This is a genomic window from Burkholderia sp. Ac-20349 (assembly GCF_017104865.1).
Lineage (GTDB): Bacteria > Pseudomonadota > Gammaproteobacteria > Burkholderiales > Burkholderiaceae > Burkholderia > Burkholderia aenigmatica.
In genome coordinates this window covers 47,663-61,082 of sequence record NZ_JAAGPM010000034.1, presented here as the reverse complement: position 1 = coordinate 61,082, position 13,420 = coordinate 47,663, and the positions used below count along the sequence as shown (strand labels likewise).

At 65.1% G+C, this 13,420-nt stretch carries 16 protein-coding genes and 1 pseudogene; 12 read left to right on the top strand and 5 right to left on the bottom strand.

Features of this window, described 5'->3' with window-relative positions; genetic code table 11:
• A partial coding sequence (locus tag G3N61_RS14115; RefSeq protein ID WP_205822772.1) for an alpha/beta fold hydrolase occupies positions 1–449 on the bottom strand: 449 nt, incomplete at its 3' end.
• Positions 450–763: 314 nt separating this feature from the next.
• On the opposite strand from G3N61_RS14115, the gene G3N61_RS14110 reads away from it, so the two are divergent.
• The 8 genes from G3N61_RS14110 to G3N61_RS14075 all read left to right on the top strand — a co-directional run bounded on the left by G3N61_RS14110 (position 764) and on the right by G3N61_RS14075 (position 6,988).
• Complete coding sequence (locus G3N61_RS14110) at positions 764–2,791, top strand: sigma-54-dependent Fis family transcriptional regulator (RefSeq protein WP_205822771.1); 2,028 nt, start codon at positions 764–766, stop codon at positions 2,789–2,791.
• 321 nt (positions 2,792–3,112) lie between these two features.
• On the top strand, positions 3,113–3,187 hold the full coding sequence (gene pqqA / locus G3N61_RS14105) for a pyrroloquinoline quinone precursor peptide PqqA (protein WP_175021319.1): 75 nt from the start codon (positions 3,113–3,115) through the stop codon (positions 3,185–3,187).
• 60 nt (positions 3,188–3,247) lie between these two features.
• Positions 3,248–4,171 (top strand): pyrroloquinoline quinone biosynthesis protein PqqB, encoded by a 924-nt coding sequence (gene pqqB, locus G3N61_RS14100; protein WP_205822770.1) that lies wholly within the window; start codon positions 3,248–3,250, stop codon positions 4,169–4,171.
• Between the two features lie 2 nt (positions 4,172–4,173).
• On the top strand, positions 4,174–4,893 hold the full coding sequence (gene pqqC, locus G3N61_RS14095) for a pyrroloquinoline-quinone synthase PqqC (RefSeq protein WP_205822769.1): 720 nt from the start codon (positions 4,174–4,176) through the stop codon (positions 4,891–4,893).
• Positions 4,890–5,171 (top strand): pyrroloquinoline quinone biosynthesis peptide chaperone PqqD, encoded by a 282-nt coding sequence (pqqD, locus tag G3N61_RS14090; RefSeq protein WP_205822768.1) that lies wholly within the window; start codon positions 4,890–4,892, stop codon positions 5,169–5,171. Before pqqC ends, pqqD begins: the two co-directional genes overlap by 4 nt.
• Position 5,172: 1 nt before the next feature.
• A complete protein-coding gene (pqqE, locus tag G3N61_RS14085; protein ID WP_205822767.1) occupies positions 5,173–6,309 on the top strand; it encodes a pyrroloquinoline quinone biosynthesis protein PqqE in 1,137 nt (378 codons plus the stop codon).
• A gap of 116 nt (positions 6,310–6,425) precedes the next feature.
• On the top strand, positions 6,426–6,746 hold the full coding sequence (locus G3N61_RS14080; RefSeq protein WP_205822766.1) for a hypothetical protein: 321 nt from the start codon (positions 6,426–6,428) through the stop codon (positions 6,744–6,746).
• Positions 6,743–6,988 (top strand): hypothetical protein, encoded by a 246-nt coding sequence (locus G3N61_RS14075; RefSeq protein ID WP_205822765.1) that lies wholly within the window; start codon positions 6,743–6,745, stop codon positions 6,986–6,988. Before G3N61_RS14080 ends, G3N61_RS14075 begins: the two co-directional genes overlap by 4 nt.
• Positions 6,989–7,009: 21 nt before the next feature.
• On the opposite strand, the pseudogene G3N61_RS14070 reads toward G3N61_RS14075, so the two are convergent.
• Both G3N61_RS14070 and G3N61_RS14065 read right to left on the bottom strand, forming a co-directional pair.
• Positions 7,010–7,090, bottom strand: a pseudogene (locus G3N61_RS14070) (XRE family transcriptional regulator); the annotation flags it as partial.
• A gap of 86 nt (positions 7,091–7,176) precedes the next feature.
• The gene (locus G3N61_RS14065; protein WP_205822764.1) at positions 7,177–8,391 is read right to left on the bottom strand and encodes an MFS transporter; all 1,215 of its coding nucleotides are present in this window, start codon (positions 8,389–8,391) and stop codon (positions 7,177–7,179) included.
• 289 nt (positions 8,392–8,680) lie between these two features.
• Here G3N61_RS14065 and G3N61_RS14060 point away from each other — a divergent pair, with 289 nt between their 5' ends.
• On the top strand, positions 8,681–9,370 hold the full coding sequence (locus tag G3N61_RS14060) for an alpha/beta hydrolase (RefSeq protein ID WP_205822763.1): 690 nt from the start codon (positions 8,681–8,683) through the stop codon (positions 9,368–9,370).
• A gap of 126 nt (positions 9,371–9,496) precedes the next feature.
• Positions 9,497–10,306 carry a hypothetical protein gene (locus G3N61_RS14055; protein WP_205822762.1) on the top strand — a complete coding sequence of 270 codons (810 nt, stop codon included), beginning with the start codon at positions 9,497–9,499 and terminating at the stop codon, positions 10,304–10,306.
• 239 nt (positions 10,307–10,545) lie between these two features.
• Here G3N61_RS14055 and G3N61_RS14050 read toward each other — a convergent pair whose 3' ends face one another.
• A complete protein-coding gene (locus G3N61_RS14050) occupies positions 10,546–10,884 on the bottom strand; it encodes a helix-turn-helix transcriptional regulator (protein ID WP_043180557.1) in 339 nt (112 codons plus the stop codon).
• 78 nt (positions 10,885–10,962) lie between these two features.
• Here G3N61_RS14050 and G3N61_RS14045 point away from each other — a divergent pair, with 78 nt between their 5' ends.
• Together G3N61_RS14045 and G3N61_RS14040 are read left to right on the top strand one after the other, a co-directional pair.
• Complete coding sequence (locus G3N61_RS14045; protein WP_043180554.1) at positions 10,963–11,862, top strand: hypothetical protein; 900 nt, start codon at positions 10,963–10,965, stop codon at positions 11,860–11,862.
• Positions 11,863–12,069: 207 nt separating this feature from the next.
• The gene (locus G3N61_RS14040) at positions 12,070–12,303 is read left to right on the top strand and encodes a hypothetical protein (protein ID WP_043180552.1); all 234 of its coding nucleotides are present in this window, start codon (positions 12,070–12,072) and stop codon (positions 12,301–12,303) included.
• A gap of 97 nt (positions 12,304–12,400) precedes the next feature.
• Here the strand turns inward: G3N61_RS14040 and G3N61_RS14035 are convergent, their stop codons facing one another.
• The gene (locus G3N61_RS14035; RefSeq protein WP_205822761.1) at positions 12,401–13,408 is read right to left on the bottom strand and encodes an aldo/keto reductase; all 1,008 of its coding nucleotides are present in this window, start codon (positions 13,406–13,408) and stop codon (positions 12,401–12,403) included.
• Between the last annotated feature and the right edge of the window lie 12 nt (positions 13,409–13,420).

The following is a 13,420-nucleotide window of genomic DNA, read 5'->3' as shown; positions in this document are numbered from 1 at the left end:
AGGCCGCGCAGTACGACGCCGGTCACCCGCTCGGAATGCGTGCCCGCATAGGCGAGAGCAAGCGCGGCGCCCCACGATCCACCGACGACGCCCCAGCGCGCAATGCCGAGTTGATGGCGCACTGCCTCCAGATCGCCGATCAGCCGCGCGGTGCTGTTGTGACGCGTACCGCCGCGCGGTGCAGATGCCCCCGCGCCGCGCTGATCGACCAGCACGACGCGCACGCGCGTCAGGTCGAACAGCCGCAGGATGCCGGCCTGGCTGCCGCTGCCGGGCCCGCCGTGCAGCACGACGACCGGGTGGCCGTGCGCGGCGCCGGCTACGGCGAACGCGATCGATTGCCCATCGCGCCGCAGGCGGTGGGCAGCGGGCGCGGCCGGCGACGCCGGTGGGTCGGGCAAGATCCGCGTCGCGGGCGGCGGCGTGGATCGAATCGGGCGGTGTGTCATGTCGATTGGGCTCGCTGGAATCGGGGCAACCGTCACGCGGCCGTGCGGGTGCCCGGGCGGTCGCAGGGGGGGATCTGCGACAAAGCCAGAAACGGGCCAGCCGCGATGATCGGGATTCGCACGGGTAGTCACGCGTCCGGAAATCGCGGTATCACGAAGCCGGCTTGTCGCGTGACCCGACCCGCACGGTCGCGCCCGGATCGCGTATTACGTCATGCTTGCAATTCGGACGTGACGCCGGCGTGGCCCGATGCTTGCTTGCAATGACGGCAAAGAGTCCGGCAAATGACCGGAAGGATCCCCCGGAGGAGACAATGCGCGATGACATGGAGCAGGCGGCCGGATCACGGGCCGCGCATCCCGCCGGCTGGCCTGCGCCGTCGATCCAGAAGGCCCACGAGCGGTCGGAGACCTTCGGCCTGCAGGTATCGGCACAGCCCGACTACGACGTGCTGCCGAGCTCGGCGCTGGTGCTCAAGCGTGAGCAGAGCCGGGTACTGTGCGTGCATGCGATGCCGGTGATGGAAACGCTGCACGAGCAGATCGTCAACACGCAGAGCATGATCGTGCTGACCGATGCGGAAGGGCTGATCCTGCATTCGATCGGCGACGATGATTTCCTGCGCCGCGCGGAGAAGGTGGCGCTGCGCCCGGGCGCAAACTGGGCCGAGAACCGGCAGGGCACCAATGCGATCGGTACGGCACTTGCCGAACTGTGCCCGATGGTCGTCCATGGCGACCAGCACTTCCTGGCCGCGAACCGTTTCCTGACCTGTTCGAGCGTGCCGATCCTCGATCCGTACGGCGACGCGATCGGCGTGCTCGACGTGACCGGCGATCACCGCAGCTATCACCAGCACACGATGGCGCTCGCGAAGATGTCGGTGCAGATGATCGAGAATCACCTGTTTACGACGACCTTTCAGGAGACGCTGCAGGTGTCGTTCCATGGTCGCCCGGAGTTCCTCGGCACGCTGATGGAGGGGATCGTCGCGTTTACCGCCGACGGTCGCTTCCTGTCGGCCAATCGCAGCGCGCAGTTCCAGCTCGGGATGCCGCTCGCCGCGCTGCGTGCACACACGCTGTCGTCACTGTTCGACATTACGAGCGCGCAACTGATCGACCGCATGCGGGCGAGCACCGACCGGCACCTGACGCTGAATCTCGGCAACGGCGCGGTGGTTTGCGCGCGCGTGCACTTCCGGCGAGCGACGCTCGCCGAAGGCAGCCGGCCAACGGACGTCCACGATGCGCTCGGGTCAACCGCGCGCGCGAATGCGGTGCCTGCGCCGGCGGCGGGCACGTCGGCCGGCCTGTCGCGGCTCAACTATCTCGACACCGGCGATTCGCAGGTCGCATGCGTGATCGCGAAGGTGCGCAAGGTGATCGGCAAGGACATTCCGATCCTGATCACCGGCGAGACCGGCACCGGCAAGGAGCTGCTCGCACAGGCGATCCACAACGACTCGCCGCGGCGAGACGCGCCGTTTGTCGCGGTCAACTGCGCGTCGATCCCGGAGGCGCTGATCGAGTCCGAGCTGTTCGGCTACGAGGAAGGCGCATTCACCGGCGCACGCCGCAAGGGGGCGATCGGCAAGCTGCTGCAGGCGAACGGCGGCACGTTGTTCCTCGACGAGATCGGCGACATGCCGTATCCGCTGCAGGTGCGGCTGTTGCGCGTGCTGCAGGAGCGCCTCGTCAACCCGCTCGGTTCGACAAAGACGATCGCCGTGGACATCGCGATCATCTGCGCGACGCATCGCGATTTGCGCGACATGATTGCGCAGAACCGCTTTCGCGAGGATCTCTACTACCGGCTGAATGGCCTCGTGGTGCGCCTGCCGCCGTTGCGCGATCGCACGGATATCGCGGTGGTCGTGCAAAAGATGCTGCAACGGGAGGCGTTCGCGGGGCCGGACCGGCCGCCGCTGTCCGTCGCGCCCGACGTGATGGCGCTGTTCGTGCGCTGCATGTGGCCCGGCAACTTTCGCCAGCTCGGTAACTTGTTGCGCACGGCGGCGGCAATGGTCGACGACGATGGTGAAATCCGGCGCGAGCACCTGCCGGACGACTTCTTCGACGACCTGCGCCGCGGCGACGCGCAGGCCGCCCAGGTTGCGCAGGCTGAGCACGATCCGTCTGCCGGATCGTACGTCGCGGACGCGTTCCCGCCGGCCGACGCGCGCCTGCAGGACGTTGCCGCGTCTGCGATCGCCGCCGCGCTCGCCCGTCATGGCGGAAACGTGTCCGCTGCGGCGCGTGCGCTCGGCGTCTCGCGCAACACGATCTACCGGAAGATGCCGGCCGCCGACGCGGAGCGCCGCCCGTCGGACGAAAGCTGACGCGCAGGACGCGGGATCGCGGCCTGCGCACAGCGCGCCCTGTCACAGCCGGTGTGTCAAGTTGCAACACCGGTGTTCAACGATTCAACACCTGTTGCTCCCCCCGCGCATCCCGCAGCCGGGGCGGCGGCCCCTATCCGTATGAATCGTGTCGGCTATTCGTAAGAATCTCGTCCCGATGCCCGAATGACGGCCGGTTGCCGCCGCCGGGCGGCCAACTTACGGCTTCGGCACGCTCCTTGCTGAAGAGGAACCGACCGCCCGATTTCCGCGGTGGTTCGACTCACCAGGCAACTCATCAACTCAATCAGGAGACACATCATGCAATGGACGACACCGACTTACACCGACCTGCGCTTCGGCTTCGAAATCACGATGTACATCGCCAACCGCTGATCGCCGCGCGAGCCGCCCGTTTCGCCGTGTCGGCGCGGGCGGCCTCGGGAGCTGACGCCCATGAAGATCAAGATACTCGGCTCGGGAGCCGGCGGCGGCCTGCCGCAATGGAACTGCAATTGCGCGAACTGTCGCCGTGCGCGCAGCGGAAGCGGCCACGTGCTGCCGCGCACGCAGTCGTCGATCGCGGTCAGCGACGACGGCATCGACTGGATCCTCGTCAATGCGTCGCCCGACATTCTTTCCCAGTTGCGCGCGGATCCGGACCTGCAACCGGCGCGCGCGATCCGCGACAGCGGCATCGCTGCCGTCGTGCTGTGCGACGCGCAGATCGATCACGTGACGGGCCTGCTGATGCTGCGCGAGCGATCGACGCCGCTGCCGCTTTACGCGAGCGCACCCGTGCTCGACGACTTGTCGACCGGCTTGCCGCTCGTGCCGCTGCTGGGTCATTACTGCGGCGTCGCCGCTCACACGATCACGCTCGGCGAGCCGTTCGAGGTGCCGGCGGCGCGCGGGATCCGTTTCACCGCGATTTCCGTCGACAGCAAGGCGCCGCCTTATTCGCCGCGGCGCGCGTCGGCCGCGCCCGGGGACAACGTCGCGCTGTCGATCGAAGATGTCGCGAGCGGCCGCCGCGCCTTCTATGCGCCAGGGCTCGCGGCAGTCAACGACGACGTACGTGCGGCCATGGACGGCGCCGATCTCGTGCTGGTGGACGGCACGTTCTGGACCGGGACCGAAATGATCGATCTCGGCCTGTCGGGCAAGCACGCGGCCGACATGGGGCATCTCGCGCAGTGTGCGGAACACGGGCGGCCCGGCATGATCGACTGGCTCGACACGCTGCCCGCACGTACGCGCAAGGTGCTCACGCACATCAACAACACGAACCCGATTCTCGATCCGCATTCCGTCGAGCACGCGCTCCTGCGTGCGCACGGCATTGACGTCGCACACGACGGAATGCAATTCCAGGTCTGACGATGAACGCACCGATTCCCGCTACGGCGTTGCACGCAACGCCCTGGATCGCGACCGAATTCGAGGCGCGCCTGCGTGCGCTCGAATCGCGCTATCACATCCATCATCCGTTCAACCGACGGCTCAACAGTGGCGCCTGTTCGCCCGCGCAGATCCGCGGCTGGGTGGCAAACCGCTTCTACTACCAGATCAACATTCCGCTCAAGGATGCGGCGATCCTGTCGAACTGCCCCGACCGTGACACGCGTCGCCGCTGGATTCAGCGGCTGGTCGATCACGATGGGCAGGGCGACAACGAAGGCGGCATCGAGGCGTGGGTACGGCTCGGCGAGGCATGCGGTCTCGCGCGCGCCGAACTGTGGTCGCTCGAACATGTGTTGCCCGGCGTGCGTTTCGCGGTGGACGCATACGTGAACTTCGCGCGGCGCGCGCCATGGCAGGAAGCCGTGTGCTCGTCGCTGACCGAGATGTTCGCGCCGCAAATCCATCTCGACCGCCTCGCGGGCTGGCCGTCGCATTACCCGTGGATAGAGCCGGCCGGGCTGCATTACTTTCGCAGCCGCGTCCCGCTCGCGCAGCGCGACGTCGAGCATGGTCTCGCCGTGACGCTGCAGCATTTCACGACACCGGAAGCGCAGCAGCGCGCGCTCGGCATTCTGCAATTCAAGCTCGACATTCTGTGGTCGATGCTCGACGCCGTCGAAAAGGCCTTCCCCCTATGAACACGATCGAAGCCGCGAGCGGCGTACCGCTGCGCCCCTGTCTCAGTGGCATGTACCGCCTGCAATGGGAGGCGGCCCAGGATGCGTACGTGCTCCTCTATCCGGAGGGAATGGTCAAGCTCAACCCGAGTGCGGGCGAGATTCTCGCGCGCTGCGACGGCACGCGCGAACTGGACGACATCATTGGCGAACTCGAGCGCCTGTTCAGCCAATCGGACCTCGCGACCGACGTCTACCGTTTCCTCGATCATGCGCGACTGCGCGGCTGGCTCGACTGATATGGTTCCCGACACGTCCCGTCCGTCCGCACCGCTGTGGCTGCTCGCGGAACTCACGTACCGTTGCCCGCTGCACTGCGCGTTCTGCTACAACCCCGTCGACTTCGCGGCGCACGGCGCGGAACTCGATACCGATGCGTGGCGCACGGTCATCACCGATGCGCGCGCGCTCGGCGCCGCGCAGATCGGCTTCTCGGGCGGCGAACCGCTGCAACGTGGCGACCTCGAGACGCTCGTCGCGCATGCGCGCGGGCTGGGCTTCTATACGAACCTGATCACGTCGGGCATCGGGCTGAACATTGCGCGCATCGAGCGGCTCAAGGCGGCCGGGCTCGATCACATCCAGCTGTCGCTGCAGGATTCGACGCGCGAGCTGAACGATTTCCTGAGCAGCACCCGCACGTTCGAGCTGAAGCGCAGCGTTGCGCGGCTGATCAAGGCGCACGGCTACCCGATGGTGCTCAACTGCGTGCTGCATCGCTACAACCTGCCGCACGTGGGACAGATCATCGAGATGGCGCTCGACCTGGGCGCCGATTACCTGGAGCTCGCGAACACGCAGTACTACGGCTGGGCGATGCTGAACCGAGACCAGTTGATGCCGACCGTCGAGCAGGTGCGCGAGGCCGAGGAAACGGTCAATCGCTATCGCAAGCTGGTGGGCGAGCGCTGCAAGATCCTGTTCGTCGTGCCCGACTATTTCGAGCGGCGCCCGAAGGCATGCATGAATGGCTGGGGCTCGGTGTTCCTGGGCGTTGCGCCGGACGGCACCGCGCTGCCGTGTCATGCCGCGCGGTCGCTGCCCGGACTCGCACTGCCGAACGTGCGCGACCGGTCGCTGCGGGAAATCTGGTACGACAGCGACGCATTCAACGCGTTTCGCGGCGACGACTGGATGCGCGAGCCGTGTCGCACATGCGACGAGCGGCATGCGGATCACGGCGGTTGCCGGTGCCAGGCCTATCTGCTGGCCGGCGACCCGAAGGAGGCTGATCCGGTGTGCGAGAAGTCTCCGCACCACGGCCAGGTCGAGCAGACCGTGCAATTCGCGCGACGTCGCGAGCCGCGCGACGAACAGCCGATGGTCTTTCGCAGCCGGGAGAATTCGCTTGCGCGATGCGGGACAGCGAGCGACTGATGACGGAGTACGGTGAAGACGACGGGAAGGCGCGAGGCTGGGCAAAACGATGAAGATCGTGGCAGTCGATATGCAGTCCTCTTCATGGCGGCGACGTGTTGCGTCCGGATGGGGTGATGGAACACTGGATGGAGGGCGTGTTGAGCACGGCTGCCTTCGATGCGCGAGGGACGGGCAGGACTAGCCGTTACGTCCGCGATCGTCCCGGTTGCCGCGGTATGCGCGTGGCATCGGCCGTGGCTGTCATGAGTGTGCTGCATGCGGGCGTATTCGTACCGTTCGCACGCGAACCGGTCGCACCGGTTCGAGCCCGGCAGCGCGCACATGATGCACTTGCGTCGCCACGGCCGGTGCCGTTTGCGACGGTGGTCGAGCGGCGCGAGGTGGTGCACCACGATGCGGCGTCCGGCACCACGCAGACACAAGCGGCGGCGTGAGCCGCGGCCTGCATCCGGTGTCCGGTGCCGAACGGCAGGCGTGTCTTGCCGCAGCGGCGCGCGCCGCGTCCCAACCGGAAGTGTGCCTGTCGGCCGATCGCGCGGCCTGTTACGACAGCGTCGCGAAGTTGCTGTCGGCGGCGCGGGCAGCCGGCCTTGCGAAGGTCGGTTTCGTCACCGATCTCGCACTTGGCCCTATAGCGCGCGGCGCTCCGCTGCCGCGGCAGCACGACGCGACCTGACGGCGCCGCCCGGCCGTGACGTTACCCATCATCCGCCTTCGCCTGCAGCCCCTTCAACCCCTGGATGACAACCAGCAGCGCGCGTCCGTGTTCGTCCGACCCATATCGCGGGCGTAGCGATCAGCGGCCGTTGGCGGTCGGGTTGGAGCAATAGGCGCTGTATCTGTATCCGTAGCGCGCGCTCGAGGTCAGCGTGCCGCGATCCGCGCGTTTTCGCGGCGAAGACTCGTGTGAGTGAGCATCAGCAAGTTGATGACGACGACGGCGATCGTTGCGACGATCATCCAGTTCACCCCGCCGTGGGTCACCAATACGCCCGCTACGTACGGAAACCCGAACAGGCCCGTAAAGTAGGCGATCGTGAAGACTTGCGAGCTTGCCGATGCGGACAAGCCCTTCTCGCTGGCGAGATTGACCGCCATGCCGTTCAAGGTGGAGTAGCTGAGTCCGTAGCCGATCGCGAAGATGAACGAGCCGACCACGTACAGGACTTCGCTGCCCGGATTGAACACAAAAATGACCAGCGCCACGAGCGTCATCGCGAACAGCGTGAAGGCGAGCTTTCGGACCGGCAATCGGCTGATCGTCTGCGCCAGCGTGAATCGGCAGAAGACGGTCGTCAACGTGAATGTCACGAAAAAGAGATCGGGCGACAGGTGTCGTGACTCCGCATAGATCGCCTGAAAATTCGACAACGCGGAAAAGACACAGGCGGCGAGTCCGATCATGATGATCGGCAGCCGGGTGGCATGGCGCAGTATCTCGGCAACCCGCGCGGCGGTCAGGCCGGTTGCATCGGCGGGCGGGTGGGGTAGGCGTTCCGCCCGTTTTCGGACAATCGAAAATGCGATGGCGGCAATCACGCAGAGACATGCCAGGCCTGCGTAGACGATGGCGTACGAACCGGAGCGCCTGGCGACGAAATGGCCGATCGGTGATGCGAGACCCAGCCCGACCATTTGACCACCCGAGAGCAAGGTCAGGTATTTGATCCGTGCGGAGGGCCTGAGGTGGTGAATGATTTGAAGTGGCGCGAGTATGTAAAAAGCCGACCATCCCATTCCCAGAAGCAGGCCGCCGATGAATGCGATCCTCAAATCGTGCGCTGCCAGGCTGAACGCGAGCATGGAAAGGGCCATGACGGCAGCGGCGGCCACGATGGTCGACATCAGGCCGATTCGTTGTGCTACCCATCCGGCGACCAGGGAACTGACGATCATGGTCAGGATGCCGGTCGAAATCACGGCGCCGGCCATCGACGAATCCAGGCCGCTCTGACGCAAATGCTCGGAGAGGAGAAAGCTGGCGCCGTAGGCGGCGGCAAGCGCGACGCTCGCGATGAGGAATGGAACGAACGTGGCAGCGGCGAGCGACGACGGAAGCGGGTCAGCGGAGGTGTTCATGGCGTTGGCGTCCAGTTTTTATCGCCGCCGTGATGCCTCGAGCGGGCCGGATTTCTTTGATCGTCTTATACCCGCATATGGCATACAGAAGGCCCTTCCGGATTTTATGATCCCGAGCCTGACGGGCATTGTGTTTTAGGTGGAAGCGGGATGAAATGTACAGTGACGCCGATTTTCTTCTGCACAGTTCCGGCCGTCGCTGATGAGCTTGGGCTCATAAACTTGAAGTCGATTGAGATTACGTTGGATGGTTTCGAAACGCGATCAATTACCTGCCTGAATCATTCCGATGTTGCTACCGCTCATATTTTTGCCGGCGATGCCGTGCGACGGCCGCCTGTATGCCGATCAGATCGACGCGCTGAAGGATCTTGCTTCGCCGACCGTGAAGATACTCGCGCATGCAACCTTTGCGGAGAGTGCGGAGCAGCTCCTGGCATCGACAAGCGGTGCGTTCATTCTTGCCGGCACGGCATATGGCGGATGTCTCGCGATGGAAGTGCTCGCGAGAGCGCCGGATCGCGTTCGTGGACTCTGGCTGATGAATTGTCAGCCGGGCGCTCATCCGGATCCGGACGCCGCTCGTGCCACCAGCCGGCGAATTCGCACCGGAGAGCACGAGCGGGTGATTGCGGAGTTCGCCGAGCAGGCGATTCCGGCGCACGACGGCGGGTCACGGGCTGCGTTCGTGCAGATGGCCCGCGATGCCGGAGCGGAGCTGTTCGCGCGACAATCCGATGCCACGCTGACGCGCTCGGATCATTGGTCGACGCTGGCGTCGAGCCAGGTTCCTGCGTTGCTCATCTGGGGGGCTGCGGATCGCTTCGTGCCCGTCGACGTCGGCCAGCGCATCGCCAGCCTGATGCCGCATGCCCGATTCGAGGCGATCGACGGATGCGGTCATTTCCCGACTCTGGAGCGGCCTTCGCAATGCACGGCGATCGCGCGTGAGTGGTTGAGAGAGTCGGTGCTGGGGTGAATCGTGCGTGGGAACGGGTCACATGCGCAGATTGCGCGGGGCTGCATTCGGCCAGTTGCGGTCATCACGACGAGAACGATCTAGTCAGCCGTTGCTGATCCATGCAGTCCACTTATGAGGCATCTAATGGATAAGAAGGCAAGAAACATCCTGGTCAGAACCTATTGGAGCAGCAATGGATGGGTAGACAGAAAGAACAGGAACATCAGCGAAGCCGATTTTGCCTATGCAAAGGAACACGGCGTGATGTTTTCTCCCGTCACGCTGACGCACGACCAGAGCATTGCGGCAATCAAGGACATTCTGCCCAAGGTTGCGCAGGATGCCGTAGCCAGGGCATTTTTAAGCAGCCTCTCGACGCGGCGGCTGGAGTGGCGTTCGGCGCTGGCTTCTTTCGTGTGTGCGCAACGATTGTCGCCGCCGCATGGATACGTGCCGAAGGTGAGCGGACACGGGTACACGAACGGTGTCATCACACACACCTCTTATCGCTGCGGCGTCTGCGATGGATCCCTGGAGTATGAAGATGTGGATTTGAACGTACTGAATTTCGAGCGCATCAAATGGGGAGGTGTGCGTCTCGGCGACCGGATCTATACCTTGTTCGATTTGCAGCAATTCCTGCGCGAAGAAATTTCGGAGCCCACGCAGGCCGACATCGACATTCTCAAATCGATGCTGTCAGTAATCGCTCATAGTCAGCCAGACGACTACCCGAGTGCGCTGAGGGACAGCCTGGCGCCGGTCATCAAATCGTCGAAAAGCGAGCGCGACGTGTTGATGGAAATTCTGGCTTGCGTTGATATTCTGAGACCATCGTCTTTCGACAGGCTCTCGCGAGGAAGGCACGATTGGCATTTCGTGGAGCACTGGCGCGGCGAGGACAAATACAACGAAGCTGCCGTGAAGCAGTATTTCGGCAAGTATCTCGATTGACAAGAGGGCGCAACTTGCCTGGTTTGCAGGCCGAGATGGCAGCACCGATTCAGCCTGCCTCGATTGCTGATGCCGCACATCGAAGCCAACACAGGGTTCGGCCGAATGGCGGCTTTCAGGAATGCTGCGCGTCTCTTGCGGGGCGTCAAGCAACATCCATTGGAATCTCCGACGCGCCTTCTCTTCTTCTCTTCCGTTGCTTGCCGTAGCCGCGGGCGCGTAACGCCCCACCCGCACGATCACCCATCATCCGCCTTCGCCTGCAACCCCTTCAACCCCTGGATCACGACCAGCAGCGCGCGCCCGTGCTCGTCCGACCCATCCCACGCGTCGACGATCGCTTCGCGCAGCAGGTCGTTGTACTGGCGGCGCGACGGCCCGGTATCGACACCATAGAAACTGCATAGCTTATTGAATGGCGCGCTGCGGCGCAGCCGGTGCCCGTTCGACAGCCTCAGGCGCGATACGGTCGGCTGGCTGACCCCGGAGAGTCGCGCTATTTCGCTGGACGAGCGTGTATCTGCCATCAGGCGGCGCAACAGGTCTTGAACGGGAAAATCTTGGTCCGGGGCTTCCATGCGATGCATTATACCTATACAGTTACGGCTGTTGAATGGGCTTGCTGTCACCAGCGAGGCTGTATCCCGAGAAAGTTGATGACACTGAAACACCTCCCACCCACGTTCTGCTGGACCAAGATCGGTACCGAGTCCGGCGAGGAACTGCCGACCGTCGTGCTCCGCAAGGAATGGGAGCGCCGGCTCGGGGGCGGGCGTTTTCTGTGGGGCATCAACCAGCCGCTCGGCAGCAGCGCACAAGTCGCCGCGCATCGCACGGGCTCGCTGCTCGCGCTGTTTTCGCCGGTCGCGTCGCGCCCGCGCGCAGGCGAGCGGAAAGACATGCTGCTGTGGAATGCATGGGTCGACGCGAGCGGGCAGGTGCGGCCGTTGCCGCCGCACACGTTCATCGCCAGTCGCGCGACCTTGCCGTCGGGCCGGCGTCGCGAACAGCACTACGCGCTCGTGTGCGCGTCATCCACCGCGCTGACGGTCGGCACGCAATTGCGCGTGTTTCCCGATCACCTGCGCAGCGTGAGCACCGGCCAGCCGCTCGGCGCCGCACAGGGTGCGGCCGTGGTCGATTGCGTCGGGCGCGCGAAGGAGCAGACGGGCAAGAGCTATCCGCTCGCGCTGTCGGTCGAACTCGAAGCGCCGTATTTCGTGCGGCTCGCGCAGCCGTGCGTGCTGAAGGCACGCGATCTCGCGGAAGTGAACAAGGCCACGCGCGCGGGCGATTTCGATCGCTTCGTCGAGCTCGTCGCGCGCTTGCGCGGCCGTTCGCCGACCGACGCCGAGCGCGGTGTCACGCGTGATCTGTTCGACGTGCCGCCGATCGAAACGGCGGCTGCGTACGTTGCGCCCACGCACGTGGCGCGCTTGCGCAATCGGCCGGCAGCCGAGCATCCGCGCGATCTCACGGGCGACCTGTTCGACCTGTCGCCGGGCGAGGCGGCCGCGTTCGCGGGTCTGTCGCATCCGCGTATCGGGCGCGCGTGACGCATCGCGCGCAGCAGATCGCGCAAGAATTTGTTGCAATCTCGCCATAGCGGAGCGGCGAGCGCAGAGGGACAATCGGCACGAAGCGCGCTGCGCGGCGGCCGATGCGTCGACACTTGATGGGTCGTGGTTCACGCCGCCGACATGCGCACCACGCACACTGAGCGTCGGCGTGCTTCACACTGCAACCCTGAGGGAGGAGTGTCGATGTCGACCCACATCTGTTCGCAGGAAGCCCGGGCCGCGCAACGCTTCGTCGAAGCCACGCGCAACGTCGATCAGGCCTTTCGCGCCGTGCGCGGCGAAAGCGACGACGACGGTTCGTCAGCCGAATACGCACGCGCGATGTCACGCCTCGATCGCGCACTCGACGAACTGGCGCGTGCACAGGAATTCTTCGATCGCGTCGTCAGCGCCGGCACGACAGCGCACGACAACTGACCCCGGCGCTACCCCGTGTTCGCGCGTCGGGCGACGCGCGTTCATCATCTTGCCGGGCATCGCGCCCGGCATGTCATTCAATCATCCCGTTCCGACTTCAGACCTTGCGGCCTTCGACCGGATAACCGGGATCGGTGTAGCCGTGCGTCGATGCATGCCCGGGCGGCACGAGCGCATCGACGAACCGTTCGTCGTCCGGGCCGAGTTCGAGCGTCAGCGCATCGATGTAGCTGTCCCAGTGCGCCTCGGTGCGCGGCCCCGCGATCGTCGAGCTGACGATGCGGTTCTTCATGACCCACGCGAGCGCGAAGGCAACTGATGTCGTGCCGCGCGAGGCCGCATGCGCGGCCACTTGCTGCGCGATGTGCAACGATTCGGGCCGCCATTCCGTTTGCTGGATACGCCGGTCGCCGCGGCCCGCGCGCGAATCGGCGGGCGGCTGCGCATCCACCGCGTATTTGCCGGTCAGCACGCCGCGCGCGAGCGGGCTGTACGGCACGACGCCGATCCCGTAATGCGCGGCGGCCGGCAGTTGTTCGACCTCGGCCGTGCGATCGACGAGGTTGTACAGCGGTTCGCTCGCGACCGGGCGATCGATGCCGAGCTGGTCCGCGAGCCGCACGATCTCGGCGATGCGCCAGCCCTTGAAGTTCGACAGCCCGAAGTAGCGCACCTTGCCTTGCCGGATCAGGTCGGCGATCGTGCGCATGCCTTCGTCGAGCGGCGCATCGGTCAAGGTGCGATGGAAATAGAGGATGTCGATGTAGTCGGTGCCGAGCCGCTTCAGGCTCGCATCGACCGATTCGACGATCCATTTGCGCGACTGGCCCTGCCGGTTCGGGCCGGCGTCCGGCCCGGCCGGAAAGCCGAACTTCGTCGCGACGACCCAGCTGTCGCGACGCGGCGCAATCGCGCGGCCGACCACTTCTTCCGAGCGGCCGGCGTGATAGACGTCGGCCGTGTCGATGAAGTTGATGCCCTGGTCGAACGCCTTGTCGATGATGCGCGCCGAGGTCGCTTCGTCGGTCTCGCCGCCGAACATCATCGCGCCGAGACACAGCGGCGACACCTTGAGCGCACTGCGCCCGAGATAGCGGTAATCCATGGAGGCTCCATG